The organism is Streptomyces sp. NPDC020747 (assembly GCF_044334695.1).
GTDB lineage: Bacteria > Actinomycetota > Actinomycetes > Streptomycetales > Streptomycetaceae > Streptomyces.
This window is the reverse complement of record NZ_JBIRTJ010000009.1, coordinates 327,503-352,870: the sequence shown is the minus strand read 5'-3', so window position 1 is coordinate 352,870 and position 25,368 is coordinate 327,503. Positions and strand designations below refer to the sequence as shown.

22 protein-coding genes are annotated in these 25,368 nt (G+C 71.0%); 16 read left to right on the top strand and 6 right to left on the bottom strand.

Annotated features, from left to right (window positions below; all coding sequences use genetic code 11):
* The first annotated feature begins 46 nt into the window (after window positions 1-46).
* From ACH4YP_RS24815 to ACH4YP_RS24775, 9 genes are all read left to right on the top strand, one after another.
* Window positions 47-421: an FKBP-type peptidyl-prolyl cis-trans isomerase gene (locus tag ACH4YP_RS24815; RefSeq protein WP_361062994.1), complete on the top strand. Its 375-nt coding sequence runs from the start codon at window positions 47-49 to the stop codon at window positions 419-421.
* Window positions 422-684: 263 nt separating this feature from the next.
* On the top strand, window positions 685-1,638 hold the full coding sequence (locus ACH4YP_RS24810) for a WYL domain-containing protein (RefSeq protein WP_361062997.1): 954 nt from the start codon (window positions 685-687) through the stop codon (window positions 1,636-1,638).
* Window positions 1,639-1,653: 15 nt separating this feature from the next.
* A complete protein-coding gene (locus tag ACH4YP_RS24805) occupies window positions 1,654-2,787 on the top strand; it encodes a helix-turn-helix transcriptional regulator (protein ID WP_398492522.1) in 1,134 nt (377 codons plus the stop codon).
* 29 nt (window positions 2,788-2,816) lie between these two features.
* Window positions 2,817-3,086 (top strand): hypothetical protein, encoded by a 270-nt coding sequence (locus tag ACH4YP_RS24800; RefSeq protein ID WP_361063004.1) that lies wholly within the window; start codon window positions 2,817-2,819, stop codon window positions 3,084-3,086.
* Between the two features lie 9 nt (window positions 3,087-3,095).
* Window positions 3,096-3,290 (top strand): hypothetical protein, encoded by a 195-nt coding sequence (locus ACH4YP_RS24795; protein WP_398492520.1) that lies wholly within the window; start codon window positions 3,096-3,098, stop codon window positions 3,288-3,290.
* 238 nt (window positions 3,291-3,528) lie between these two features.
* A complete protein-coding gene (gene tatA / locus ACH4YP_RS24790) occupies window positions 3,529-3,819 on the top strand; it encodes a Sec-independent protein translocase subunit TatA (protein ID WP_361063007.1) in 291 nt (96 codons plus the stop codon).
* A 47-nt stretch (window positions 3,820-3,866) separates the two neighbouring features.
* A complete protein-coding gene (tatC, locus tag ACH4YP_RS24785; RefSeq protein ID WP_361063010.1) occupies window positions 3,867-4,823 on the top strand; it encodes a twin-arginine translocase subunit TatC in 957 nt (318 codons plus the stop codon).
* A 45-nt stretch (window positions 4,824-4,868) separates the two neighbouring features.
* Window positions 4,869-5,759, top strand: a complete 891-nt coding sequence (locus ACH4YP_RS24780; RefSeq protein ID WP_398492518.1) for a diacylglycerol kinase — start codon at window positions 4,869-4,871, stop codon at window positions 5,757-5,759.
* A gap of 94 nt (window positions 5,760-5,853) precedes the next feature.
* Window positions 5,854-8,715 carry a DEAD/DEAH box helicase gene (locus tag ACH4YP_RS24775; protein WP_361063015.1) on the top strand — a complete coding sequence of 954 codons (2,862 nt, stop codon included), beginning with the start codon at window positions 5,854-5,856 and terminating at the stop codon, window positions 8,713-8,715.
* 141 nt (window positions 8,716-8,856) lie between these two features.
* On the opposite strand, the gene atzF is transcribed toward ACH4YP_RS24775, so the two are convergent.
* The 4 genes from atzF to ACH4YP_RS24755 form a co-directional block, all read right to left on the bottom strand.
* Window positions 8,857-10,548, bottom strand: coding sequence for an allophanate hydrolase (atzF, locus tag ACH4YP_RS24770; protein ID WP_398492515.1), 1,692 nt, complete (start codon window positions 10,546-10,548; stop codon window positions 8,857-8,859).
* 192 nt (window positions 10,549-10,740) lie between these two features.
* Window positions 10,741-14,337, bottom strand: a complete 3,597-nt coding sequence (gene uca, locus ACH4YP_RS24765) for an urea carboxylase (protein ID WP_398492513.1) — start codon at window positions 14,335-14,337, stop codon at window positions 10,741-10,743.
* Entirely contained in the window at window positions 14,334-14,948 is a 615-nt protein-coding gene (locus tag ACH4YP_RS24760; protein WP_398492511.1) for an urea amidolyase associated protein UAAP2, read from the bottom strand. Before ACH4YP_RS24760 ends, uca begins: the two co-directional genes overlap by 4 nt.
* A complete protein-coding gene (locus ACH4YP_RS24755; RefSeq protein WP_398492509.1) occupies window positions 14,945-15,769 on the bottom strand; it encodes an urea amidolyase associated protein UAAP1 in 825 nt (274 codons plus the stop codon). The genes ACH4YP_RS24760 and ACH4YP_RS24755 overlap by 4 nt, the downstream gene beginning before the upstream one ends.
* Window positions 15,770-15,995: 226 nt before the next feature.
* Here ACH4YP_RS24755 and ACH4YP_RS24750 point away from each other — a divergent pair, with 226 nt between their 5' ends.
* The 6 genes from ACH4YP_RS24750 (at window position 15,996) to ACH4YP_RS24725 (ending at window position 21,596) form a co-directional block, all read left to right on the top strand.
* A complete protein-coding gene (locus tag ACH4YP_RS24750; protein WP_361063030.1) occupies window positions 15,996-16,619 on the top strand; it encodes a TetR/AcrR family transcriptional regulator in 624 nt (207 codons plus the stop codon).
* 295 nt (window positions 16,620-16,914) lie between these two features.
* Window positions 16,915-18,525, top strand: coding sequence for an ATP-binding protein (locus ACH4YP_RS24745; protein ID WP_361063034.1), 1,611 nt, complete (start codon window positions 16,915-16,917; stop codon window positions 18,523-18,525).
* Window positions 18,522-18,929, top strand: coding sequence for a roadblock/LC7 domain-containing protein (locus ACH4YP_RS24740; RefSeq protein WP_143635607.1), 408 nt, complete (start codon window positions 18,522-18,524; stop codon window positions 18,927-18,929). The genes ACH4YP_RS24745 and ACH4YP_RS24740 overlap by 4 nt, the downstream gene beginning before the upstream one ends.
* On the top strand, window positions 18,926-19,375 hold the full coding sequence (locus ACH4YP_RS24735; protein WP_361063037.1) for a DUF742 domain-containing protein: 450 nt from the start codon (window positions 18,926-18,928) through the stop codon (window positions 19,373-19,375). Before ACH4YP_RS24740 ends, ACH4YP_RS24735 begins: the two co-directional genes overlap by 4 nt.
* Complete coding sequence (locus ACH4YP_RS24730) at window positions 19,356-19,976, top strand: GTP-binding protein (RefSeq protein ID WP_398492506.1); 621 nt, start codon at window positions 19,356-19,358, stop codon at window positions 19,974-19,976. The genes ACH4YP_RS24735 and ACH4YP_RS24730 overlap by 20 nt, the downstream gene beginning before the upstream one ends.
* 138 nt (window positions 19,977-20,114) lie before the next feature.
* Window positions 20,115-21,596, top strand: a complete 1,482-nt coding sequence (locus ACH4YP_RS24725; protein ID WP_398492504.1) for a cytochrome P450 — start codon at window positions 20,115-20,117, stop codon at window positions 21,594-21,596.
* Here ACH4YP_RS24725 and ACH4YP_RS24720 read toward each other — a convergent pair.
* Window positions 21,590-22,546: an RluA family pseudouridine synthase gene (locus ACH4YP_RS24720; protein ID WP_398492502.1), complete on the bottom strand. Its 957-nt coding sequence runs from the start codon at window positions 22,544-22,546 to the stop codon at window positions 21,590-21,592. The two genes, ACH4YP_RS24725 and ACH4YP_RS24720, sit on opposite strands and share 7 nt — an antisense overlap.
* A gap of 318 nt (window positions 22,547-22,864) precedes the next feature.
* Window positions 22,865-24,376, bottom strand: a complete 1,512-nt coding sequence (locus ACH4YP_RS24715) for an amino acid permease (protein WP_398492500.1) — start codon at window positions 24,374-24,376, stop codon at window positions 22,865-22,867.
* 275 nt (window positions 24,377-24,651) lie between these two features.
* Here ACH4YP_RS24715 and ACH4YP_RS24710 point away from each other — a divergent pair, with 275 nt between their 5' ends.
* Window positions 24,652-25,302 carry a PadR family transcriptional regulator gene (locus tag ACH4YP_RS24710; RefSeq protein WP_398492498.1) on the top strand — a complete coding sequence of 217 codons (651 nt, stop codon included), beginning with the start codon at window positions 24,652-24,654 and terminating at the stop codon, window positions 25,300-25,302.
* Window positions 25,303-25,368: the final 66 nt, after the last annotated feature.

Genomic DNA, 25,368 nt, shown 5'->3' with positions numbered 1-25,368 from the left:
CAGACTGTCCGGGTTGCCCCACCGAGAACAAGCAGGAGCCAGAAACGTGAGCATCGAGAAGCCCGAGATCGACTTCCCGGGCGGCGAGCCCCCGGCGGACCTCGACATCAAGGACATCTGGGAGGGCGACGGCCCGGTGGCCAAGGCGGGCGACACCGTCTCCGTCCACTACGTCGGTGTGGCCTTCTCCTCGGGCGAGGAGTTCGACGCCTCCTGGAACCGCGGTACGCCGCTCCAGTTCAAGCTGGGTGTCGGCCAGGTCATCGCGGGCTGGGACCAGGGCGTACAGGGTATGAAGGTCGGCGGACGCCGTCAGCTGATCATCCCCTCGCACCTCGCCTACGGCGAGCGTGGCGCCGGTGGCGGCCGTATCGCGCCCGGCGAGGCGCTGATCTTCGTCTGCGACCTGGTCGGCGTCTGAGCCTTCGCGGAGACCGGCCGGGGGAGACCCGCGGTCCGGTCACCGGGAGGGCCCGAGTGCGACCCGATCACCACGGTCGTGACACGGCCGTGGTGATCACGAAGGTCTGATCATGGTCCGATCTTCGTGCGCCGTGTGATCACGGTCCGACCGGACCCGATCATTTGGGGCCCATGCCAGTCCGGGCATGGGCCCTCGGCTTTTGCCACGACACGCCGGGGCGGTACGGTCATCGGTCGGAAGCATCATAGGGAAGGGCATCGATGGCCATTGCCAAGGCGGAGCGGCTGATGAACCTGGCGCTGTGTCTGCTCGGGACCCGGCGGCCGCTCAGCAAGCGCGAACTCCGCGAGTCCATCGAGGCCTATCTGGAAGCGAGCTCGGACGACTCCTTCAACCGGATGTTCGAGCGCGACAAGGACGATCTGCGCGAACTCGGCCTGGTCATCGAGACGGTGGAGAACCTCGACGGCGAAGTCGGCTATCTGGCCCGCCGCGACAGCAACCGGCTGCCTCCCATCACCCTCGACGCCGAAGAGGCCGCCGCCCTCGGTCTGGCCGCCAAGGTCTGGCAGCAGGCCCGCCTCGCGGGCGCGGCGAGCGGCGCCCTGCAGAAACTGCGTGCCGCGGGCCTCCCCGAGGACGTCGATCCGTACGAGGCCCACGGTGCCCTGGAACCCCGTATCCCCGTGCACGAGGCCGCCTTCGAGCCCCTGATGCTCGCCTGCCGCGACCGGCGGCCCGTCGCCTTCGACTACCGCAAGGCGACCGCGGCCCGGCCCGAGCCCCGCATCGTCGAGCCGTGGGCCCTGGAGTGCTGGCGCGGCCACTGGTACCTGGCCGGCTGGGACCGCGACCGGGGCGCGGAGCGGGTCTTCCGGCTCTCCCGGATCACCGGCAAGGTCCGTACGCGCGGCGGAAAGTACACGGCCCAGGTGCCCGACGTCGTGACCGTGCGTGAGAGCGTCGCGAGCTGGGCGGGGGACATCGCCGACCGCTCCGCGCTGATCCGGCTGCGGTCGGGCTCGGGTTACCCGCTGCGCGCGAAAGCCGCCTCCGTACGGGAACTCGGTGACGGGTGGGACGAGTTGGAGATTCCGTACGGGCACGGTCTGGATGCCTGGCTCGTCGAGTTCGGGCCCGACGTGGTCGTCCTGGAACCCGCCGAGCTGCGGGCCGACGTCGTCGACCGGCTGCGCGCCGTGGCCAAGGGCTGAGGGGAACGTAAGAAAGTGGCAGGAAAACCGGCCAAGCCCACGAACGCGCTCGACCAGACCCGGCGGATGCTCTCCCTGGTGACGTATCTGCGGGAGCGGCCCGGCGCCCGGGTCGAGGACGTCGCGCGGGCCTTCGGGATCACCGAGGACGAGCTGATCTCCGACCTCGACGTGCTGCCGCTGTGCGGGACCAGCTTCCGCGGGGGCGATCTGCTCGACATCGACACCGACGGCGACCGGATCTGGTGGCACAACCCTGACGATGTCGCCGAGCCGCTGCGGATCGCCGCCGACGAGGCGACCGCGCTGCTGGTGGCCGCCCGGGCCGTGTCGACCCTGCCCGGGCTGCGTGAGGGCGACCGGCAGGCGCTGCTGCGGGCCACCGCGAAGGTGGAGGCCGCCTCGGGCGAGGCGGCGGGGGCCAGCGCCCGGCTGTCGGTCACCTTTGAGTCCGAGGGCGGGGTCTTCGCCGACGTCGACCGGGCGATCTCCGAGCGGCGCAGGCTGTGGATCCGCTACTACTCACCCTCGCGGGACGAGCTCACCGAGCGGGAGATCGACCCGATCCGCCTGGTCAGCGTCGGACACACGTACGTGGAGGCGTGGTGCCGCCGCTCCGAGGCGCGGCGCACCTTCCGGCTCGACCGCGTCGCCGAGATCAAGATCCTCGACGAGGCGTCCGCGCCGCCCGAGGTCGAGCTGCGGGACCTCTCCGAGGGGCTGGTGCAGCCGGCCGCCGAGGATCCCGAGGTGGTCGTGGAGGTCGGCCCCGGCGGGCGCTGGGTCGCCGAGTACTACCCGCACGACAGCGCCGAGGAGCTCACCGACGGCGGCCTGCGCATCACCCTGCGCGCCCCCGACCCGGCCTCGCTGCGCCGTCTCGCGCTGAGGCTCGGCAGGGAAGGCCGGATCGTGTCGCCGGTGGAGGTCGCGGACAGCGCCCGGCAGGCGGCCCGTGAGGCCCTCGCGGCGTACGACGGACCGCAGGGGGCCGGTGACACCGGGGACCGGCCGCAGGGAGTTCCCGGTACGCCTCGCGACGGTGGACCTGGTGCCCCGTTTGCCGGCGGCGGGGGAGCGCAGCGCCCGGGCGACGGGCCGCACGGAGTTCATGACGGGCTGTACGGCAGGCAGGAGCAAGGGCTTTGAGCGGGTCGGTAATGTCTGGTATCAGTGAAATGTCCGTGGCGTCCGCGTTCTCGGGGATGACAAGGGTGGATCCCGTGGTGTTCAAGGCCGCGTGCCCCGACTGCCGGGCCGGTTTCGAACTCTCCGCGAACGCCCTGCGCCTGGTCATCGGCGCCACACATCGGACCACTTTCTACTCCTTCACCTGCCCGGAGTGCGCCGCCGCGGTACGCAAGCCGGCCGGGGAGCGCATCGTCGAACTCCTCACCGGCGGAGGGGTCCGGGCCCTGCGGCTGCACGCGACGGTTCACGGGGCTTAGGGTCGAGCCATGTTCTGGCCGATGTTCGCGATCGCTGTGGGTTTCCTGGGAATCTCCGTCCTCGGCGTGCTCGCCGTCCGTGTCTTTCTGGAGGCGGAGCGTCTGGGCAGGCAGGTCACCGAGTCCGCACGCAGGATCAATCGCGCGGCCGAGGATCTGGAGCACGCGTCCGCCGGCGCCGCCCGCGCCGCGGACGCCGTCTGAGCCTTCCTGTCCGTGCGCTTTGAGTCACTCCGACCTGTCTGGTTCCCAGGATCGGCAGGTACGCTGCTGGTCGCGGCCCGGAGAGCGAGGCGCCGTCCGCGAACTGGGAGTACGCACAGGGATTGCCTCGCGTTTACCCCTGAGCGTTACGATCGCTGCCAGCACGACTGATCGGACAGACGTCCGACCGGTCGGGCAGCAACCCAACCACGCCGCCTCGGTGAGAAGGTAAAAGCTTATGTTCGGAAGGCTCGGCGCTCCCGAGATCATTCTCATCCTCGTCGTCATCATCCTGCTGTTCGGCGCGAAGAAGCTTCCGGACATGGCTCGCTCGCTGGGCAAGTCCGCCCGCATCCTCAAGAGCGAGGCCAAGGCGATGAAGACCGAGGGCAAGGACGACAGCGCCACCCCGGCAGCCCCGCCGCAGGACGACCAGCAGTCCCAGGTCCAGCGCACCATCCAGGCCGCGCCCGGTGACGTGACCAGCTCGCGCCCGGTCACCGAGCCGACGGACACGACCAAGCGCTGACGCAGGGCCGGTGACCGCCGGCCCCCTGCACGAGATGGGAACGTGGGTTGCTCAAGTCTGCCCGCAAGACCGAGGAGAAGGATCCGGAGGGGCGGATGCCCCTCGCGGAGCACCTTCGTGAGCTCCGCAACCGGCTCGCGAAGGCGATGCTGGCCATCGTCGTCGTCACGGTCGTCGCTGCCTTCTTCTACAACGACATCATCAACTTCTTCACCGAACCGATCCTCGACTCGGTCGGTTGTGCGAAGTCGTTCGAGCAGTTGGCGAAGGCGCCCGACGACACCACCTGCGCGCAGATCACCATCAACGGTCTGCTCACCCCCTTCACGCTGGCGCTGAAGGTCTCGCTCATGGCCGGCGTCGTCTTCGCCTCGCCGGTCTGGCTCTACCAGCTCTGGGCGTTCGTCGCGCCCGGCCTGCACAAGAGCGAGAAGAAGTACGCCTACGCGTTCGTCGCGACGGGCGTCCCGCTCTTCCTCGGCGGCGGATTCTTCGCGTACAAGGTGCTGCCCACCACCGCGAAGGTGCTGATCGAGTTCACACCGTTCGGCGTGGACAACCTGTTGCCCCTGGACGACCTGCTCGACCTCGTCACGCGCATGGTGATCGTCTTCGGCCTCTCCTTCGAGCTGCCGCTGCTCCTGGTGATGCTCAACTTGACCGGGATCATCTCCGGCAAGCGCATGGCAGGCTGGTGGCGCGGCATGATCATGGGCATCACCGTGTTCGCCGCGGTCGCCACGCCCAGCACCGACCCGCTGACGATGATGGCGCTCGCCGGGCCGATCTGGATCCTCTACTTCGCGGCCACCGGCTTCTCGCTGCTGAACGACCGCCGCAGGGCCCGTCGCGAGGCCGAGGGACCGGACGACGACGAGGCCTCCGAGCTCGATCTCACACCCGAGGACATCGGCGAGATCGAGTCCGTGTCGGCGAACCGCGCGCTCCCGGCGCAGGCGGACTCCGAGCACGACCGGATCAACGGCTACGACGACGTGACCTGACGTCGCCGGACGGCCTTCCCGGACGACGTTGTAAGGTCCGTGGCCGTGACCAGCGAGATCACCCTCTTCGTCAATCCCACCGCGGGACGCGGCCGGGGCGCCCACGCGGCGCAGCCGGCCGCTTCCGCGTTGCGGGCCGCCGGCTTCTCCGTACGCACGGTCCTCGGGGAGAACGCCGAGGACGCCCTCACGCGCGCGCGTGCCGCCGTCGAGGCCGGCACGGGCGCCCTGGTGGCCGTCGGCGGCGACGGCATGGCCAACCTCGCGCTCCAGGCCGTCGCCGGGACCCGTACACCGCTGGGCCTGGTCGCCGTCGGTACCGGGAACGACTTCGCGCGGGCCCTCGGACTGCCGGTGCGCGACCCCGCCGCCGCGGGACGGGTGGTCGCCGAGGCCCTCAAGGGGGCACGGCTGCGCGACATCGACCTGGGGCGCGTCGGCGGCACCTGGTTCGGCACCGTCCTCGCCTCCGGCTTCGACTCACGGGTCAACGACCGCGGCAACCGCATGAGATGGCCCACCGGCCGCTTCAAGTACGACCTTGCGATGCTCGCCGAGCTCGCCGCCTTCAGGCCCTTCCCGTTCCAAATCACCCTGGACGACGGGGAGGTCCGCGAGATCGAGGCGACGCTGGTGGCCGTCGGCAACGGGTCCTCGTACGGGGGCGGGATGAAGATCTGCGCGGGCGCCGATCTCACGGACGGGCTCTTCGACGTCACCGTGGTCGGGGACTGCAGCCGCAGGTCGCTGCTCCGGGTCTTTCCGCAGGTCTACAAGGGCACGCATCTCGGCCACCCCAAGATCACCGTGCACCGCGCGGCGAAGATCGAACTGGCTGCCGAAGGGATCACCGGATACGCCGACGGGGAGCCGCTCGGGCCGCTGCCGTTGACCGCGGAATGCATACGCGGCGCGGTGCGGGTCGCGGGGCCCTGAACAGCGAGTGCGGTCCCGGCAGGGGGCGCGCGCGGTCCTGGCAAGGGACTTCCCGAGCTGGTCGGACGCCGGATCCACAGGCTCCGATCGGATAATGATCGTCCTGTTGTCAGTGGTGGCCGGTAGTCTCGAATGCACGATGACAGAGGATCTCTCACCGGCCGAGCGGTACGCGGCAGCCCGTAAGCGTGCTGTCGAGCAGGCCACCGCGCTCGCGGACTTCCGCGAGATGTACGACTTCGGCCTCGATCCCTTCCAGATCGAGGCCTGTCGGGCCCTCGAATCGGGCAAGGGTGTTCTCGTGGCCGCGCCCACCGGCTCGGGCAAGACGATCGTCGGCGAGTTCGCCGTCCATCTCGCCCTCCAGCAGGGCAAGAAATGCTTCTACACCACACCCATCAAGGCACTGTCGAACCAGAAGTACGCCGACCTGAGCCGTCGTTACGGCGCGGACAAGGTGGGTCTGCTCACCGGCGACAACAGCGTCAACTCCGAGGCGCCGGTGGTCGTGATGACCACCGAGGTCCTCCGGAACATGCTGTACGCGGGCTCGCAGACCCTCCTCGGCCTCGGCTACGTCGTCATGGACGAGGTGCACTACCTCTCGGACCGCTTCCGCGGCGCCGTCTGGGAGGAAGTGATCATCCACCTCCCCGAGTCGGTGACCCTGGTGTCACTGTCGGCGACGGTGTCGAACGCGGAGGAGTTCGGCGACTGGCTCGACACCGTCCGCGGTGACACCGAGGTGATCGTCTCCGAGCACCGGCCCGTGCCGCTCTTCCAGCACGTGCTCGCCGGGCGCCGGATGTACGACCTCTTCGAGGAGGGCGAGGGCCACAAGAAGGCCGTCAACCCCGACCTCACGCGCCTGGCGCGCATGGAGGCCAGCCGTCCGTCGTACCAGGACCGCAAGCGGGGCCGCGCCATGCGCGACGCCGACCGGGAGCGCGAGCGGCGGCAGCGGTCCAGGGTGTGGACACCGGGGCGGCCCGAGGTCATCGAACGGCTCGACTCCGAAGGGCTGCTGCCCGCCATCACCTTCATCTTCAGCCGCGCCGCCTGCGAGGCAGCCGTCCAGCAGTGCATGTACGCGGGGCTGCGGCTGAACGACGAGGAGGCCCGGGACCGAGTCCGCGCCCTCGTCGAGGAGCGCACCGCCTCCATCCCGAACGAGGACCTCCATGTCCTCGGCTACTACGAGTGGCTGGAAGGCCTGGAGCGCGGCATCGCGGCCCACCACGCGGGCATGCTGCCGACGTTCAAGGAGGTCGTCGAGGAACTCTTCGTACGCGGCCTGGTGAAGGCCGTGTTCGCCACCGAGACCCTCGCGCTCGGCATCAACATGCCCGCCCGCTCGGTGGTGTTGGAGAAGCTCGTCAAGTGGAACGGCGAGCAGCACGCCGACATCACCCCCGGCGAGTACACCCAGCTCACCGGCCGGGCCGGCCGCCGCGGCATCGATGTGGAGGGCCACGCCGTCGTGTTGTGGCAGCGCGGGATCAACCCCGACCACCTCGCGGGACTCGCCGGCACGCGCACGTACCCGCTGCGCTCCAGCTTCAAGCCGTCGTACAACATGGCGGTGAACCTCGTCGAGCAGTTCGGGCGGCACCGCTCGCGCGAACTGCTCGAGACGTCCTTCGCGCAGTTCCAGGCCGACAAGTCGGTCGTCGGGATCTCCCGCCAGGTGCAGCGCAACGAAGAGGGTCTCGAGGGCTACAAGGAGTCCATGACCTGCCACCTCGGGGACTTCGACGAGTACGCGCGACTGCGCCGCGACCTCAAGGACCGCGAGACCGAGCTGGCCAAGCAGGGCGTGTCGCAGCGGCGTGCCGAGGCGGCTGTCTCCCTTGAGAAGCTCAAGCCGGGTGACGTCATCCACGTCCCCACCGGCAAGTTCGCGGGACTCGCGCTCGTCCTCGACCCGGGGCTGCCCGCCGGGCGGTCCAACGGACACCGGGGCTTCGAGCAGCACGACGGGCCGCGCCCCCTCGTCCTCACCGCCGAGCGGCAGGTCAAGCGGCTCAACACGACCGACTTCCCGGTGCCTGTCGAGGCGCTGGAGCGGATGCGCATCCCGAAGTCGTTCAACGCGCGCTCGCCGCAGTCGCGCCGCGACCTCGCCTCGGCGCTGCGCACGAAGGCCGGGCACATCGTGCCCGAGCGGCACCGCAAGCGTCGCGCCGAGGCCGCCGACGACCGCGAGATCGCCCAGCTGCGCACGGCGATCCGGGCCCACCCCTGCCACGGATGCACCGACCGCGAGGACCACGCCCGCTGGGCCGAGCGCTACCACCGGCTGCGGCGCGACACCGCCCAGCTGGAGAACCGCATCGAGGGCCGGACGAACACCATCGCCCGCACCTTCGACCGCATCGTCGCGCTCCTGACCGAGCTGGACTATCTGCGCGCCGACGAGGTCACCGAGCACGGCAAGCGACTGGCCCGGCTCTACGGCGAGATGGACCTGCTCTCCAGCGAATGCCTGCGCGAAGGAGTCTGGGAGGGCCTCGGACCGGCCGAACTGGCCGCGTGCGTCTCGGCGTTGGTGTACGAGTCCAGGGTCGGCGACGACGCGATGGCACCGAAGCTGCCGTCCGGCAAGGCGAAGGCCGCGCTCGGCGAGATGGTCCGCATCTGGGGCCGGCTCGACGCCCTGGAGGAGGACTTCCGCATCACCCAGACCGAGGGCGTCGGCCAGCGCGAGCCGGATCTGGGCTTCGCCTGGGCCGCCTACGAGTGGGCGTCCGGCAAGGGCCTCGACGAGGTGCTGCGCGAGGCGGAGATGCCCGCCGGCGACTTCGTCCGCTGGTGCAAGCAGGTCATCGACGTGCTGGGACAGATCTCCGCGGCGGCACCGGTCTCGTCCGGGGCGAGCTCGACGGTGGCGAAGAACGCGCGCAAGGCGGTTGATCAGTTGCTGCGGGGAGTGGTGGCTTACTCGTCGGTGGGGTGAGCCGGCCCTGCCCTCGGTGGACGGTCGCTCTCGCGAAAGACGATCGTCCGGTGAGGGGCTAAAGGGTCGGCTGGGTCGGGTGGCGGCCGGTTCAGCGGAGGGGCCGCGTCGCGCCGTGGCCGGTCCGGTGTCGGGGGCGTGTCACTCGTCGGGGGAGTTCAGATACGCGCGCCATCCGCCGTACGCCGTGATGTCCCGCGCGCCGTCGAGTGCGCCCGGCTCGCACAGGAAGCCGGGTGCCTCGTCGCCGTCGGCCAGTTCGACCCGGCCCAGGGCCATCGGCCGGGGCAGCGCGGCGAGCAGACGGCCGAGCCCCCCGGCGGGCAGCCGCCACACCTCGGCCTCGATCGCCGTGCCGCCCTCGCCCACGTGGACGAGGCCGGGCTTGGGCGGTTCGGTCGGCAGGGCGTGCAGTCGGTAGACGGGCGCGGTCCTGGTCGTACGTTCCAACCGGGCGCCCAGGGAGAGGAGTTGGCCGTTGAGCGGCTGGCCCGACAGGTGAGCGCCGACCACGGCGATCCGGGCCGTCGGCGCTTCCAGGGTCCGGGCGATCCGGGCGAGGCGTTCGTCGGTGAAGGCCGGGCCGATCAGCATCACGCCGAACGGGAGGCCCGCCACATCACCCGCCGGGACGGCCACGGCCGCCAGGTCGAAGAGGTTCGTGGAGTTGGTGAAGCGGCCGAGCCGGGCGTTGGAGCCGAGCGGGTCGGCGGCGACCTCGGCGAGCGTGGGGTGACCCGGGGCCGTAGGGAGGAGCAGGGCGTCCGCGTCGCCGAGCTCCGCCAGGGCGCGGGTGCGCAGGGCCGCCAGCCGGTCCTGGTCGGCGAAGAGCTGGTGCGCCGGGATGTTACGGGCGCGGGTGATGATGCCGGCGACCGTCGGGTCGAGGCCCGCGCCGCCCTCGGAGAGCAACTTGTCGACAAAGCTCCCCACCGCGGTGTAGCGCTCGGCCACGAAGGCGCCCTCGTAGAGCATCGCGGCGGCCTCGGTGAAGGGTGCGAGGTCGAGGGGGCGCAACTCGGCTCCAGCCACGCGGAGTTGGGCGACGGCCTCCTCGTACGCCTCCGCCCAGCCCTCGTCCAGCTCGCCGAGTTGCTCTCGGGGCGGGACGGCGACGCGCCATGGGCCCGGGGTGCGCTGGGGGAGCGCGGGGAGGTCGCGGGCGGGTGGCGAGGTCATGTGCGCCAGGGCCTGTTCCGCCTCCTGGAGGGTGCGGGCGAAGACCGTCACGCAGTCGAGGGTGGCGCAGGCCGGGACCACGCCGTCCGTGGGGACGAGGCCTCGGGTCGGCTTGAGGCCGACGATGCCGTTGAAGGCCGCGGGGATGCGGCCGCTGCCCGCGGTGTCCGTGCCCAGGGCGAGGTCCACGATGCCCAGGGCCACCGCGACCGCGCTGCCTGAACTGGAACCGCCGCTGATTCTCTCGGGGGCGATGGCGTTGCGGACCGGGCCGTGCGGGGAGCGGGTGCCGACCAGGCCCGTCGCGAACTGGTCCAGGTTCGTGGTGCCGAGGGCGATCGCGCCGGCCGCGCGGAGGCGGGCGACCACCGGGGCGTCCGCCTCCGGGCGGTACGCGTAGGCCGGGCAGCCGGCTGTGGTGGGGAGGCCCGCCACGTCGATGTTGCCCTTCGCCGCGAAGAGCTTGCCCGCGAGGGGGAGGTGTTCGCCTGCGGCGAGGCGGGTGTCGACGGCTCGGGCCTCCTCCTCGACCTCTGCCTGGGGGCGCAGGTCGATCCAGACCTCGGGGCGGGCGGTGGCCTCGATACGGGCGTAGGCCATGCGGACGCGGGCCACTGCGGAGCCCACTGCGTGGGGCTGGGTCTGGGGCGACATCTTTGCTCCTTGCTGGGGGTTTCGTTGTCGGCTGCGGGCCGGTGGTGGTCTGTGCCCACCCGTTCCGCCCTGCGGAACGCCTGCCCACAGACGGACGGGCGGGAGCGCCTGCCCACGGACGGGTGGGCGGGGTGCCTGCGCAGGCGGGTGGGTGCGCCGCCTGCCCGCAGACGCACGGCGTGGCGCAGGGGCTCAGGTCGGTGGCGGGCCCACCACCGCCAGCGCCGTTCCTGCCTCCACCTGGTCGCCCGGTTTGGCCAGGAGGTCCAGGATCACGCCGTCCATCGGGGAGGGGACCCGGGACTCCATCTTCATCGCCTCCAGGGCCAGCAGGGGCTGGCCCTGGGTGACCGTGTCGCCCGGTTGGACGTTGAGTTGCCATACCGAGGCGGCGAATTCGGCTTCGACCAGGCGGGCGCCCGGGGGCACTGTCACCTGCACGGGGGTGGCCGCCGGAGCCGACACCGCCTCCGCGCGGGTGAACTCGCCCGCCGCCTCCCAGGCGTCGCGCTCCGCGGAGAAGGCCGCGCCCTGCCGGGTGCGGAACTCCTCGATCGCGTCGGCGTTCTCGGCGAGGAAGGCCTCGTACGAGGCGAGGGAGAACGTGCCCTCCTCGATCCTCGGGACGAAGCGGCCCGAGGTGATGTCGGAGCGCAGGTCCAGCAGTTCGTCCGCGTCCACCGGATACCACTTGATCCGGTCGAAGAAGCGCAGCAGCCAGGGCGAGCGCGGCTCGAACGCGCCCCGCTGCTGCCACCCGGACCACACCTGCGTCGTACGGCCGACGAACTGGTAGCCGCCGGGCCCCTCCATCCCGTAGACGCACAGATACGCCCCGCCGATGCCCACCGAGTTCTCGGCCGTCCAGGTGCGCGCCGGGTTGTACTTCGTGGTGACGAGCCGGTGCCGGGGGTCGAGCGGCGTCGCCACCGGAGCCCCCAGATAGACGTCGCCCAGGCCCAGGACGAGGTACTCGGCGTCGAAGACCGTCCGGTACACGTCCTCGACCGAGTCGAGACCGTTGACGCGGCGGATGAACTCGATGTTCCACGGGCACCAGGGCGCGTCGTCGCGCACGCCCGCCATATAACGGGCGATGGCCTCGCGGGTCGCCGGATCGTCCCAGGAGAGCGGGAGGTGCACGGTGCGGGACGGCACGACGAGCTGGTCGGCGGGCGGCAGAGAGGTGACGATCTCCCTTGCCAGGGACAGGAGTTCGGGCTGCGGGAGCTCGTCCGGGTCCGTCTGGATCTGGAGCGAACGGATGCCGGGCGTGATGTCCGTGATGCCGGGCAGCTCGGCCGCCGACACCGCCTCCATCAGCGCGTGCACCCGCATCCGAAGCGCCAGGTCGAGCTGCATGGGCCCGAACTCCACGAGCAGGTTGTCGTCACCGCTGCGCCGGTACGTCACGTCGGCGTCCCGGGCCAGTACGCCGCCGTCGGCGATCTCCGCACGGCCCGCGACCGGCGCGGCGGCCGGGGTACGCCGCAGCCGCGCGGCCTCGGGCACGGTCACCGGGACGAAGCGCACCGTGTCCCCGGGCCGCAGCTGCCCCAGTTTCCAGCGCTGCCCCATCGCGATGGTCGCCGGGCAGACGAACCCGCCCAGCGAGGGGCCGTCCGGGCCGAGCAGCACAGGCATGTCACCCGTGTAGTCGACCGCGCCGACCGAGTAGGGCGTGTCATGGATGTTGGAGGGGTGCAGGCCCGCCTCGCCGCCGTCGGTGCGCGCCCAGCGGGGCTTGGGCCCGACCAGCCGTACGCCCGTACGCGCCGAGTTGAAGTGCACCTTCCACTCGGCCGCGTAGAAGTCGCGGATGTCCTCCTCGGTGAAGAACTCGGGTGCGGCGTGCGGCCCTTCGAGCACACCGACCCGCCACTCGGAGCCGAACACCGGCCGCTCGCCGACCGGAACGGGAACAGCAAGGGGAACAGGCTCACCGGACGAAGCCGCCGCGGCGCCCCCGTGCAGCACATCCCCCGTCCGCAGCGCCCGTCCGCCGTGCCCGCCGAAGCGGCCCAGCGTGAACGTCGAGGCGCTGCCCAGGAAGGCCGGCACGTCCAGACCGCCGTCGGCGAGGAGTACGTACGTCCGCAGCCCGTGCTCCGAGGGGGTGCCCACCTCCAGCAGGCCGCCCGCGGGCACCGTCACCGGCTCCCACTGGGGGACCGCCGTCCCGTCGACCGTCACCGGCGCCGGAGCGCCCGTGACGCACACGGTCGTCGGATGCGTGAACCTCAACGCCGGTCCCTGCAAGGTGCATTCGAGGCCGGGAGCGCCCTCGTCGTTGCCGAGCGCCCGGTTGCCGAGCCGGAACGACAGGTCGTCCATCGGCCCGCAGGGCGGCACGCCCACCTGCCAGTAGCCGGTCCGCCCCGGCCAGTCCTGGACCGTCGTCAGCGTCCCGCCGGAGACGACCTCGATGCGCGGTGTCGGATCGCTCACCGCGGCGAGGCTGGCCGTGGAGTGCGCGGCAGCCCGGAAGGACGGGTCCGACAGCGCGGCCCGCACCAGGCCGAGGTTCGTCTCGATGCCGTCCACCCGCGTCCTGGCCAGCGCCTCGTCCAGCCGCGCCAGCGCGTGCGCCCGGTCGGAGCCGTACGCGACGACCTTCGCGAGCATCGGGTCGTACGCCGTCGTGACCTCGGTACCTGTCTCGATCCAGCCGTCCACGCGCACGCCCCGCGGAAACTCGACCCGCGTCAACAGGCCCGCGCTGGGCCGGTGTTCACGCGAGGGGTCCTCGGCGTACACCCGGGCCTCGACGGCGTGACCGCGCGGCGACCCGGGATCCCGTACGACATCGGAGTCGCCGCGGGCAAGGCGCAGCATCCACGCGACGAGGTCGACGCCGTAGATCTCCTCGGTGACCGGATGTTCCACCTGCAGCCGGGTGTTGACCTCCAGGAAGTACGCCTCCTCGCGGGCCGCGTCGTAGACGAACTCGACCGTGCCGGCGGAGCGGTAGCCGACGCTTGCGCACAAGTCCCGGGCGGAGGAAGCGAGTTGTTCCCGTACGCGGGAAGGCAGGCCGGGAGCAGGAGCCTCCTCCACGACCTTCTGGTTGCGGCGCTGGAGCGAGCAGTCGCGGTCACCGAAGGTGACGACGCGGCCCTCGCCGTCGCCGAACACCTGCACCTCGACATGGCGGGCGTGCTCGACGAGCCGCTCCAGGAAGACACCGGCCGAGGAGAAGGAGGCGGCGGCGACGCGCTGCACCCGCTCCCAGGCGTCACGCAGGTCCGCCGCCGAGCGGCACGCGGACATGCCGATGCCGCCTCCGCCGCCGGTCGCCTTGAGCATCACCGGGTAGCCGATGGCGTCGGCCCGGCGCAGGGACTCGTCGACGTCCGCGAGCAGGCCCGTCCCCGGTGCCAGCGGCACCCCGGCGGCCTCGGCCGCCGCCCGGGCCGTGTGCTTCGCCCCGAACAGCTCCAGCTGCTCCGGCGTGGGCCCCACGAACACGATGCCCGCGTCCTGGCAGCGCCGTGCGAACGCCGCGTCCTCGGACAGGAAGCCGTAGCCCGGGTGGATCGCCCCGGCCCCGGTGTCCTTCGCCGCCCTCAGCACGAGATCCGCGTCGAGATACGACTCCTTGGCGGGCGCGGGCCCCAGCCGTACGGCCTCGTCGGCGAGCCGCACATGGGGTGCCGAGCGGTCCGGGTCGGAGTACACCGCGACCGTGCGCAGGCCCAACTCCCGTGCGGTACGGATGATCCGGACCGCGATCTCTCCCCGGTTGGCGACGAGCAGCGTGTCGAAGTGAGTCCCTCCGCCGGCGCTCATTCGGGAGCCCCGATCGTCATCTCCACCGCGGTCGGCTCGAAGCCGTTGCAAGGGTTGTTGATCTGGGGGCAGTTGGAGACCAGCACGAGCACGTCGCGTTCGGCCCGCAAGGACAGGGAGAGGCCTGGCGCCGAGATGCCGTCGACGATGCCGAGCGTGCCGTCCTTCTCGACCGGCACGTTCATGTACCAGTTGATGTTGGAGACCAGATCGCGCTTGCCGAGGCCGTAACGGGCGCCCTCCGCGAGGAAGTTGTCCACACAGGCGTGCTGGGACCAGGTGTGGTGCCCGTACCGTAGTGTGTTCGACTCCTTGGAGCAGGCGCCGCCGACCGTGTCGTGCCGGCCGACGTCGTCCGCGACGACCGTCATCAGCGGGGTGTGTTCGTTCGACATGAGCACACTGCCCGTGGTCAGGAAGATGTTCCCCTCCGCCTGGATCGTGTCGGGCGCGCTGTAGCGCACGCTCGTGTCCCCGGCGTCGTACACGAGGAAGTCGACGGCCTGGTTGCCGTGCAGGTCGGTGATGGTGAGTGTGGCGCCCGCGCGGACGACGGCCGACCAGGCGGCCCGGGCCGCGACGGTGGTCTTCTCGACGGTCTGCTCGCTCATGCGATCCCCCTCGCGGCAAGGAACTCGGCGGTGTTGAGGAAGGCGCGGTGGCCCTCGGGCGTGGCGTCCCACAGCGGATCGCCCGACCGGGTGGCCTCGGCACGCCAGGCCAGTACCTCCAGCGGCGTGCTCGTGTAGGCGTCCCGCGGGTCGGCCGGGTGGGGCACGTTGGCCAGCAGTACCGTGACGTCCTGCTCGGTGCGCAGCGTCACGCTCACCCCGGGACCGGCCGAACCGGTGAAGTCCAGGGAGCCGTCTTCACGTACTTCCACGCCCTGGAAGAAGGACAGGGACGGCGGCAGATCGCGCGGCTCCAGCCCGTTCTTGGCCGCCGCCAGCTTGAACAGCTCACGCCCGGCGGGCGATTGGGACTGCGGCGTCCCGTCCCCGTACCGCTCCGTGTTCCGTACGAGACCGGAGGTGCCGCACAGCGCGTCGTGCCGCCCTGAGGTGTCGGCGATCACCGTGGCGAGGACGCGGCCCTGGTCGGAGAGGAGCAACTGGCCCTCGCCGAGGTAGGCGTTCCACTGCACCTTCACCGTGTCGGCCACGTTCAGGCGCTCCCACGGCCGGTCGGCGGCGAAGAGGAGCAGATGGGCGCAGGCGTCGCCCGACAGGTCGGTCAGCCGCAGCTCCGTGCCGCGTGCCAGCACCTTGTGCGTGTAGTTGCCGCCCGCCACCGTCTCCGCCCACACGAGGTGGCCCGCCTCGCAAGGGGGCGCGGGCCAGGCACTCGCCGGGACGACGGGCATGGCCTCGGCGCGGGTGCCCTCCTGGGCGCGGGCGTGCGCGCGGGCTCCGTAAGTGGTCGCTGTCGCCATCGCGGGACCTCCGGCTCGGCAGTGGTCGGTCATGGGTGCGGTCGAGCGGGTGCTCGTATTTCTGTCGCCCGACAGAAATTAGGAGCCGGGCGGGTCACCGCCGTTGCCCGCGCGTTGCGGCCCCGTTACCGATCCCTCACCGGGGTCGCCTGCCGGTCCCGCACGGGCATCGCCCGGTGATCCTCGCCGAGATCGCCTGGTGGGACGGTGTGCGAGGATCGAACGCATGGGTTCCAGCGGACGACGAGTGGGCAGGCCGCGCGCCGAGCAGCGGCCGGACAGCGGCCTCTCGCCGCGCGACGAACTGCTCGCCGCCGCCGCGGAGCTGTTCACGACACGGGGGTACGCGGCCACGACCACGCGGGCCGTCGCCGAGCGGGCGGGCATGCGCCAGGCGTCCATGTACCACTACGTGTCCGGCAAGGAGGAGCTCCTCGCCGCGCTCCTGGAGTCCACCGTCACGCCGTCGCTGGCCTTCGCCCGGCAGCTCCTCGCCGGGGACGACACCCCCGCCGCGGACCGCCTCTGGGACCTGTGCCGCACGGACGTCGAGCTGCTCTGTGGCGGCTCGCACAACCTCGGCGGGCTCTATCTGCTGCCCGAGGTCCACTCGGAGCGCTTCGCCGGCTTCCACGCCGTACGGGCCGAACTCAAGGACGCCTACCGGCAGTTGCTCGCTGCGACCGAGGCGGGCGGTGCGCTCGCCAAGAGTGAGCTCGACCTCCGCACCGATCTGCTCTTCGGTCTCATCGAAGGGGTGATCCTCGTGCACCGCTCCGATCCCGAGCGGCCCGTCTCGGCCTTCGCCGAAGCCACCGCGGACGCGGCCCTGCGCATCGCCGGAATCTGACCCGGAAGCCGGCCCGCAGACGCTGCATCACCCCTTCTGATGAGGGGTTCTCGTATGCCCGTACCCCGTCACGCGCCGTGTTCGAATGGCAGCGCTGCGTATAAATGGGGCCGAGCGTACTCCTGTCGCGAGGGCGATTTCAGGCGCTTGCTGAATATGACACAGCGATGATCCGGTCGGACTAAGCTCGCCCGCAGCGCACCGAGTTGAGGTGTATTCGTGCGCTTGTTCCCCAAAGTTCTGTAGATCCAGTTACCTCCCCCGACCTCCAGTCGATTTGTCTCAGAGGGCATACATGGTGAGTGTTCAATCGCCTCCCGGTGGCCGAGAAGTTCCCTACGCGCGCGCGTTGTTGCTGCCTGCCATAGCGATGGCCGCGGCGACCGGGGCCGCCGTCGCCTTGCTGACGGGCCCCGCCCGGACCGCTGTCGGCTGGTGCGGTGCCATCGCGACAGTGCTCGTGACCGCGACAGCCGCCCAGGTGGTCCGCCGCGGCCGTGCCGTCCGGGCGGCGCGAGCCGAGCTCGCCCACCGGACCCAAGTCATGGAACGGCGCGTCTCCCTGCACGACGCCGAGATCGACCACCTCCGCGAGGAACTGCTGCCCGCGGCGCTGGACGTGATGCGCAAGGGCTCGTCGCCCCAGGACACCGTCCGGGTGATCATCGACGAGGACCCCGCCCAGCTGACCATCCCCAAGTCCCAGCGGGCGCTGCTGTTCGAACTGCTGCGGATCATCGACCACGAGGAACTGCAGCGCGAGGCCGCGCAGCGCTCCTTCGTCAGCATCGCCCGCCGTGTCCAGGCGATCGTCCACCAGCAGAACGTGGAACTGCGCGAGATGGAGGAGGACCACGGGCGCAACCCCGAGGTCTTCGACGACCTCCTGCGCATCGACCACGGCACCGCGCTGATCGGCCGTCTCGCGGACTCGATCGCCGTCCTCGGCGGCGGACGTCCGGGCCGCCAGTGGCCCAAGCCCGTACCGCTGTACAGCGTGCTGCGCGGCGCCATGTCCCGGATCCTGGAGTACCGGCGCATCGAGCTGCACTCCATCGCCAAGATCGCCGTCAACGGCATCCACGTCGAGCCGGTCATCCACGCGGCCGCCGAACTCCTCGACAACGCCACCCGCTACTCGCCGCCGCACACCAAGGTGCACGTCACCGCCGTCGAGGTGCAGACCGGCGTCGCCATCGAGATCGAGGACGCCGGCGTCAGCCTCAGCGAGGAGGCCCGCACACGGGCCGAGGCGATGCTCGCGCGGGCGGCGCTCGGCCCGGACCTCAACAACCTCGGTGAGGACCCCCGGCTCGGCCTGGCCGTCGTCGGCCGCCTCATGGACATGTACAAGATGCAGGTCTCCCTGCGGCAGTCCGCGTACGGCGGCGTGCGCGCCGTGCTCGTCGTGCCGCGCAAACTGCTCACCGAGGAGCCCGAGGGCGCCCTCGCCCATGGCATCGGCGCCGCCGCCGTGCCCAAGGTCGACTTCGGTGGCGTCAAGGGTCCCGAGCGCACGATCAAGAAGCGCCGGCCCACCACCGGGCCCCGTGTTTCCGAACGGGACGGTATGGACGACGACGTCCCCGAGGTCACCGAGTGGACGGCCAACGGCCTGCCGCAGCGCCGCAGCCGGATCAGCGTCCCGTACAGCCAGCGGATCCTTGAGGCCCGCGCCGCCGCCGCGGAGGCCGAGGCCGCGCGCAAGGAGGGCCGTCCCGTCATCGACTGGACCCGGTCGTCCACCCAGGTGCCCAAGAAGAAGAAGGAAGAGAAGGAACCCGGGCTGTGGGTCGAGGCCTTCATGGCGGGCCTCAAGGGCGGAGACGGCGACCAGCAGCAGACACCCGGCGAGACGAACAGTCCGGCCCCCACCGAGGCCGATGACGAGGGGGACCTCAAGTGACCCAACTGCGAGCCAACTTCGACTGGATGCTCAAGGAGCTGTCCGACGGGGTGTACGGCACTCGGCAGGTCGTCGTGCTCTCCGCCGACGGACTGCGCATCGCCCGGTACGGCGGTGACCCCGACGCCGCCGACCGCATCGCCGCGGCCTGCGCCGGACTGCAGAGCCTCGCGGGCGCCGTCGCGACCGAGATCCCCGACACCGACGGCAAGATGCGCATGGTCATCATCGAGATGGAGGGCGGCTACTTCTACATGATGGCCGCCGGCCCCAACGCCTACCTCGCCGTGCTGGCCGAGGCGCATGTGGACGCCGGGCTCATGAGCGCCCGCATGCGCGACCTCGTCGTACGGATCGGTGCTCACCTCACGAGTCCGCCCCGGCGGAACGGGCAGACCGTATGACTCCTCCGCAACGACGACGGCGCTTCCCCAAGGAGGCACCGAAGGAGAAACCCGCACTCCCGGCCCAGGAGCCGGGAGGACCTGGCGGACAGGGCGGCGAGGGCGGCGACGGCGAGACCCGCGAACCGGAACGGCTGTACGTCGTCACCGGCCAGGCCGAGGGCGGCGACCGCGCCGAACTCGACCTGGTGACCTTAATCGTGGCGTGCGCCGACGCCCCGCCCACCGCCCAGCCGGAGCAGTCGGCGCTGCTCCGGCTCTGCCTGGCCCCCATGTCAGTGGCCGAACTCTCGGCCTATCTCAACCTGCCGTTCAGCGTGGTGACCGTACTGCTGACCGAGCTGCTGGCGGCTGAACTGGTACAGGCGCGTGCTCCGATCGTCCGCGCGGAGCTGCCCGACCGTTCCCTCCTCGAAGCGGTGATGCATGGACTTCAAAAGCTCTGACACCATTCCCGGACCTCGCGCCGAGGACCATCTCCCGCACACGGCCGCGGCCGCGGTGAAGATCGTGATCGTGGGCGGTTTCGGGGTCGGCAAGACGACGATGGTGGGCTCCGTCAGCGAGATCAGGCCGCTGACCACCGAAGAGACCATGACGCAGGCCGGCATCGGTGTCGACGACAACTACGGCTCGGAGACGAAGACGGCCACCACCGTGGCCATGGACTTCGGCCGTATCAGCATCACCGAGCAACTCGTGCTGTACCTGTTCGGCACCCCCGGCCAGGAGCGCTTCTGGTTCCTGTGGAACGGCCTGTTCGAGGGCGCCCTGGGCGCGGTCGTCCTCGTCGACACCCGCCGGCTGGAAGTCAGCTTCGACGTCATCGGACGCCTGGAGGAGCGCGGCGTACCGTTCGTCGTCGCCGTCAACGACTTCCCGGACGCGCCCCGTTACCCCATGGAGGACCTGCGGGTGGCGCTCGACCTCTCCGAGGAGATCCCCATGGTGAAGTGCGACGCGCGCCGCCGGGCCTCCAGCCGGGACGTCCTGATGACGCTGATGCGCTTCCTGCACTCGATCGCCATGGCGGCGTCGAGCACCTGACCCACCTCGATCCCAGCCGCGTACGCACGGCCCGGACTCCCCAGCACCGCGGCCACCCGGAACAGCGGGCCCTGCAGCCGAGCCTCTAGGCCCAACACCCCAGAGACCAGAACGACTTCACCTTCGAAAGCGACCACCGTGACGCCTGAACCCCACTCCCTGACCGACACGGACGACCCCATGTCCGGCCCGCCGCCGGGCTGCCCCGCCCACGTCACCGGACCCGGCACCGGCCCCGGCGGACTGCGCCGCCTGTACGGACCCGAGGCGCAGGACCTGGCGGGCCTCTACGAGAAACTCCGCGCCGAGCACGGCGCCGTCGCGCCCGTGCTGCTCCACAACGACGTGCGCTTCTGGATGGTGCTCGGCCACGGCGAGAACCTCCACATGGTCAGCAACCCGGCCGTCTACACGCGCGACAGCCGGGTCTGGACCGCCCTCCTGGACGGCACCGCGGGGGCCGACCACCCGCTCATGCCGCTCATCGCGTGGCAGCCCATCTGCTCCCACGCGGAGGGGGACGAGCACCTGCGACTGCGCGGGGCGGTCATGGGCGCGATGTCGACCATCAACCCCCGCGACCTGCGCCGGCACATCAACCACTGGACCGAGCAGCTGGTCAACAAGATCTGCGAGCGGGGCACCGCCGACCTGGTCTCCCAGTTCGCCGAGCATCTGCCGATGGCCGCCCTGTGCGAGATCCTCGGCATGCCCGAGGAGTACGACGACCGTCTGGTGCAGGCCACCCGCGACCTGCTCAAGGGCACCGAGACCGCGATCGCCAGCAACGAGTACGTCATGAGCGTCCTGATGCGGCTCACGGTCCGCCGCCGTGCCGAGCCCGCCGAGGACTTCACCAGCTACCTCATCAACCACCCGGCCGGGCTCAACGACGACGAGGTCGGCCAGCACCTGCGTCTCGTCCTGCTCGCCGCGTACGAGGCCACGGCGAACCTCCTCGCCAACGTGCTGCGGGTGGTCCTCACCGACCCGGGCTTCCGCGCCCAGCTCAACGGCGGTCAGATGACGGTGCCCCAGGCGGTGGAGCAGTCCCTGTGGGACGAGCCGCCGTTCAGTGCCGTGCTCGGCTACTTCGCCAAGCAGGACACGGAGTTGGGCGGCCAGCGCATCCGCAAGGGCGACGGGCTGTTCCTCGGGATCGCGCCGGGCAACATCGACCCGCAGGTCCGCCCGGACCTGAAGGCGAACATGCGGGGCAACCGCTCGCACCTCGCCTTCGGCGGCGGCCCGCACGAGTGCCCCGGCCAGGACATCGGCCGTGCCATCGCCGACACCGGCGTCGACGCACTCCTCAAGCGCCTGCCGGACGTCCAACTCGCCGTTGAGGAAGACGAGTTGAAGTGGACCGCGTCGATCTCCTCGCGACACCTGGTGGAACTCCCGGTGGTGTTCGAACCGGCGTCGCCGCAGGACGTCATGCGGCGGCCAGGGGTGAACACCGTGACCCGGCCGCGTCCGGACTCGGACAGCCCCGTGCCGGTACCGAGGCCCACGCTCGAACCCCGACCCTCGGTACCCGAGTCGGAAACCGCGACGACCGAACCGGTGCGCCCGCCCGGTGCCTGGCAGCGTTTCCTGCGCTGGTGGCGCGGCTACTGAGCCCGCTCGTCACCGGCCCATTCGTCGTACGCGGACCACGCCAGGAGCGTCCGTCCGCTGCGGTACGCGTGTCTGTGCCCCGTGACCGGATCGGTGAACTCCAGCACCCGCGCCAGCAGTTGGAGCGGGCGCCGGAAATCACCGGCCGGCACGGGGCCGGTCACCACCGGGTACAGCGGGTCGCCGAGGATCGGCACGCCCAACGCGTCCATGTGCACCCGCAGTTGGTGTGTCTGCCCGGTGCTGGGCAGCAGCCGGTAGCGCGCCAGCGAGCCCCGCTGCCCGGCCAACTCGACGCGGCTCACCGCGTTCGGCTCGCCCGGCACCTCCCGGGCGGCCATCACACCCCGCTCCTTCTCGATCCGGCTGCGGACCGTGCGCGGCAGCTCCAGCTCGGCCCGGTACGGGGCCACCGCCTCGTACTCCTTGCGTACGACCCGGTCACGGAACAGCGACTGGTAGGCGCCGCGTTCCTCGGGCCGCACCGTGAACAGCACGAGACCGGCGGTGAGCCGGTCGAGCCGGTGCGCGGCCCCGAGCGCCGGGATCCCCAGCTCCCGCCGCAGCCGCGCGAGTGCCGTCTGGGCGACATGACCGCCGCGGGGCGTGGTGGCGAGGAAGTGCGGCTTGTCGGCCACCACGATGTGCTCGTCCCGGTACACGACCTCCAGCGGGAACGGCACCGGCACCTCGTCGGGCAGCTCCCGGTGGAACCACACATACATCCCCGGCACGTACGCCGCGTCGGCCGCGACCGGGCGCCCGTCCGCCCCGACGACCAACCCCGCGGCCAGCATCCCGTCGATCACCCCGGCCCCGGCCGCGAGCCGTTCCACCAGATGATCCCGCACGGTCTCCCAGGCCCCGTCGAACGGCAGCCGCACCCGCACCGGATCCACCCCGTCGCGCTGCGGCAGGGGCGAGGGCGGCACCGGGGATCTACGTCTCACCTGGTCAAGCGTACGCAGCGGCCGGCCGCCCGGCCGACCGGTGCGGGTCCCGGCCAGGCCCATGGCGGCGGGAGGCGGTTCTGGACCCGGGTGTTCTGGAAGGAGACGAGCTCCCGGCCACGCTCCCGGTGAACGGCCACACAGGTCTGGACGGAGTGGCTGTCCGGAGTGGCTGTCCGGACGGCACTGAGGCTCGCCGGGATCGATGACACAGCCGGTGGTGATCATGACGGCTGTCCCGGGCGTCGGGTGGCGGAGCCAGACCGCCCGGATCGGCCGGGCGAGGGCGCCCGAGGACCTCGGCTGAGGCGGTCCCCGTCATCGCCGTGCCCGTACAGCCCTCCACAGGAAGCCGATTCCCACCGTGACCCCCAGGAACAGCACCGTGAACCACTGGAAGTACCAGTGCCCGCCCGCCGGGTCGTACACCTCGGCCCGGGGCCAGGCCAGGTTGACCGTCATGAACAGGCCGTAGAGCAGGGCGAGCGCGTTGACGGGAACGCCCCAGCGGCCGAGGGAGAAGAGGGGGCGGCCCGTCTCGTCGGTGCCCTCGACCGTGAACTCGCCGCGCACGCGCCGCCACAGCAGGGGGCCGGTGACCATCGCGTACGCGAGGTACAGCATCACGATGCAGGTGGTACCGATGGCCAGGAAGGCCTCCGGCGAGGCGAAGTTGAGGAGCAGCAGGGCCGCGGCGAGGACACCGACGACCAGGGCGGGGGCGCTCGGCATACCGGTGCGCGGGTTGACCTTCGCGAGGCGTCCGGAGAAGGGCATCTGGCCGTCGCGCGCCATGGAGAACAGCATCCGGCAGGCCGACGTCTGGATCGCGAGGGTCGCGACCGCGATGGCGACGACCACGTCCACGAGCAGGGCCCGGCCCACGCCGTCGCCCAGGCTGCTGGTGAGCACGTAGCTCAGCCCCTCGACGCCGAGCCGGCCGTCGGTGAGGCTGGGCGCGGCGAGCAGACCGCCGAGGATGATCAGGCCGCCGAGCAGACCCGCGGCACCGAGCGCGGTGAGGATCGTGCGGGGCGCGGTGCGCCGGGGGTTGCGCGTCTCCTCGCTCATCTCGCCCGCGCTGTCGAAGCCGATCATCACGTACGCCGCCGTGAACGACCCCACGAGGAGCGCCCCGACCAGGCCCGACTCGGCGGCCGTGCCGGTGTGGAAGGTGATGCCCGGGGTGCGCTCGGAGTGCGTGAACAGGAGCACGATGATCAGGACGGCGCCGATGATCTCGGCGGTCACACCGATGCGGTTGATCAGGGACATCACCCGGTTGTCGATGACGTTCACGAACGTCGTCAGGACCAGCAGGAGCACGCCCAGGACCGCCGCGTTGGCCGCGCCGCTCGCCGACGTGGGCGCCGGATCGTCGCCGATCAGCTGGAAGCCGGACCAGATCGCGGGCATGACCACCTGCAGCGCGAGCGCCGCGGCGGAGACCACCACGATCTGACCGATCACCATGATCCAGCCGGCGAACCAGCCGAAGGTGAGGTTGGAGAGCCGGGACGACCACTGGTAGATGGCGCCGGAGATCGGATAGCGCGCGGCCAGCTCGGCGAAGCACGCGGCGACCAGCATCTGGCCGATCAGCACGGCCGGCCAGGCCCAGAAGAAGACGGGACCGCCGAACGCGTACCCGAAGGCGAAGAACTGGAAGACGGTCGTCAGGACGGAGATGAAGGAGAAACCGGCGGCGAACGAGGCGTACCGGCCCAGGCTGCGGTGTAGTTCCTGGCGGTAGCCGAACTCCGCGAGGGAGCGGTCGCCGGACGACTCCGGCGGATCGGGGCGTAGGTCGGAGGGGGCGGTAGTGGTCACGGCGGCGGCACCTGCCTTCGGCGCAGGGGAGCGGGATCCTGGCGGCGACTTGCGGAACTCCGCGGCGGAATTCCTGTCGGGTGACAGAAATTAGGGAGAGCCTGTTTCGCCCGCGTGACGCGGCCATGTCGAGGCCGGGCCTAAGTCCTCACGCCCTTGTGCCGGATCCTGAATCGCGATACATCGTGTGTATTGACGCTTGCCGTCGATACGCGATATGTTCGGCCACGGATATTCGCGTACGAGGATTACGAGGACAGGGGTGGGTGATCCCGGTGGCGACCAGGCGCCGCAAGCTCGGCAACCCGCTGGCGCTGGCCGTCATGGTGCTGCTCACCGAGCGGCCGATGCATCCGTACGAGATCGCCCAGACCCTGCGCAGCCGCGGCAAGGACACGAGCCTGAAGATCAACTACGGCTCGCTCTACACGGTCGTGCAGAACCTGGAGAAGCACGGATTCGTCGAGGTCGCCGAGGTGCAGCGGCAGGGCAACCGCCCCGAGCGCACGCTCTACGGCATCACGGACGCCGGGCGCGAGGAGGCGACGGAGTGGCTGTCGGACCTGCTCTCCGTCCCGGCACGTGAGTTCCCGATCTTCGAGGCCGCCCTCTCGCTGATGGCGGTGATCCATCCCGACGAGGTGGCGCGTCTGCTGACCGAGCGGCTCAAGGTGCTGGACGTGCAGGCGGCCAGCGCCCGCGGCGGCCTGGCGAAGCTGTACGAGACGCTGCCGCGGATCTTCCTCGTCGAGAGCGAGTACCAACTGCACATGGTCGAGGCGCAGGCCGAGTGGGTCCGCGGTTTTCTGCGGGAGCTCGGCTCCGGAGCGCTCGACGGGGTCAAGGAGTGGCGGAACTTCCACGAGACCGGGGAAGTGCCGCCGGAGTTCGAGGAGTTGGAGGCCCGCCACTTCGACAAGGAGTGAGTCACTTCGAGAAGGAGTGAGACAGGAGCAAGCAGAACAGACCCCGGCAGAGCTGTTGGAGCAGCT

Excerpts from the sequence above, each read along its gene's own strand:
- ACH4YP_RS24810 (WP_361062997.1), top strand. The coding sequence starts at position 685 with ATGGCCATTGCCAAGGCGGAGCGGCTGATGAACCTGGCGCTGTGTCTG.
- ACH4YP_RS24800 (WP_361063004.1), top strand. The coding sequence starts at position 2,817 with ATGTCCGTGGCGTCCGCGTTCTCGGGGATGACAAGGGTGGATCCCGTG.
- ACH4YP_RS24795 (WP_398492520.1), top strand. The coding sequence starts at position 3,096 with ATGTTCTGGCCGATGTTCGCGATCGCTGTGGGTTTCCTGGGAATCTCC.
- tatA (WP_361063007.1), top strand. The coding sequence starts at position 3,529 with ATGTTCGGAAGGCTCGGCGCTCCCGAGATCATTCTCATCCTCGTCGTC.
- ACH4YP_RS24775 (WP_361063015.1), top strand. The coding sequence starts at position 5,854 with ATGATCGTCCTGTTGTCAGTGGTGGCCGGTAGTCTCGAATGCACGATG.
- atzF (WP_398492515.1), bottom strand. The coding sequence starts at position 10,548 with ATGTCGCCCCAGACCCAGCCCCACGCAGTGGGCTCCGCAGTGGCCCGC.
- uca (WP_398492513.1), bottom strand. The coding sequence starts at position 14,337 with ATGAGCGCCGGCGGAGGGACTCACTTCGACACGCTGCTCGTCGCCAAC.
- ACH4YP_RS24760 (WP_398492511.1), bottom strand. The coding sequence starts at position 14,948 with ATGAGCGAGCAGACCGTCGAGAAGACCACCGTCGCGGCCCGGGCCGCC.
- ACH4YP_RS24755 (WP_398492509.1), bottom strand. The coding sequence starts at position 15,769 with ATGGCGACAGCGACCACTTACGGAGCCCGCGCGCACGCCCGCGCCCAG.
- ACH4YP_RS24750 (WP_361063030.1), top strand. The coding sequence starts at position 15,996 with ATGGGTTCCAGCGGACGACGAGTGGGCAGGCCGCGCGCCGAGCAGCGG.
- ACH4YP_RS24745 (WP_361063034.1), top strand. The coding sequence starts at position 16,915 with ATGGTGAGTGTTCAATCGCCTCCCGGTGGCCGAGAAGTTCCCTACGCG.
- ACH4YP_RS24735 (WP_361063037.1), top strand. The coding sequence starts at position 18,926 with ATGACTCCTCCGCAACGACGACGGCGCTTCCCCAAGGAGGCACCGAAG.
- ACH4YP_RS24730 (WP_398492506.1), top strand. The coding sequence starts at position 19,356 with ATGGACTTCAAAAGCTCTGACACCATTCCCGGACCTCGCGCCGAGGAC.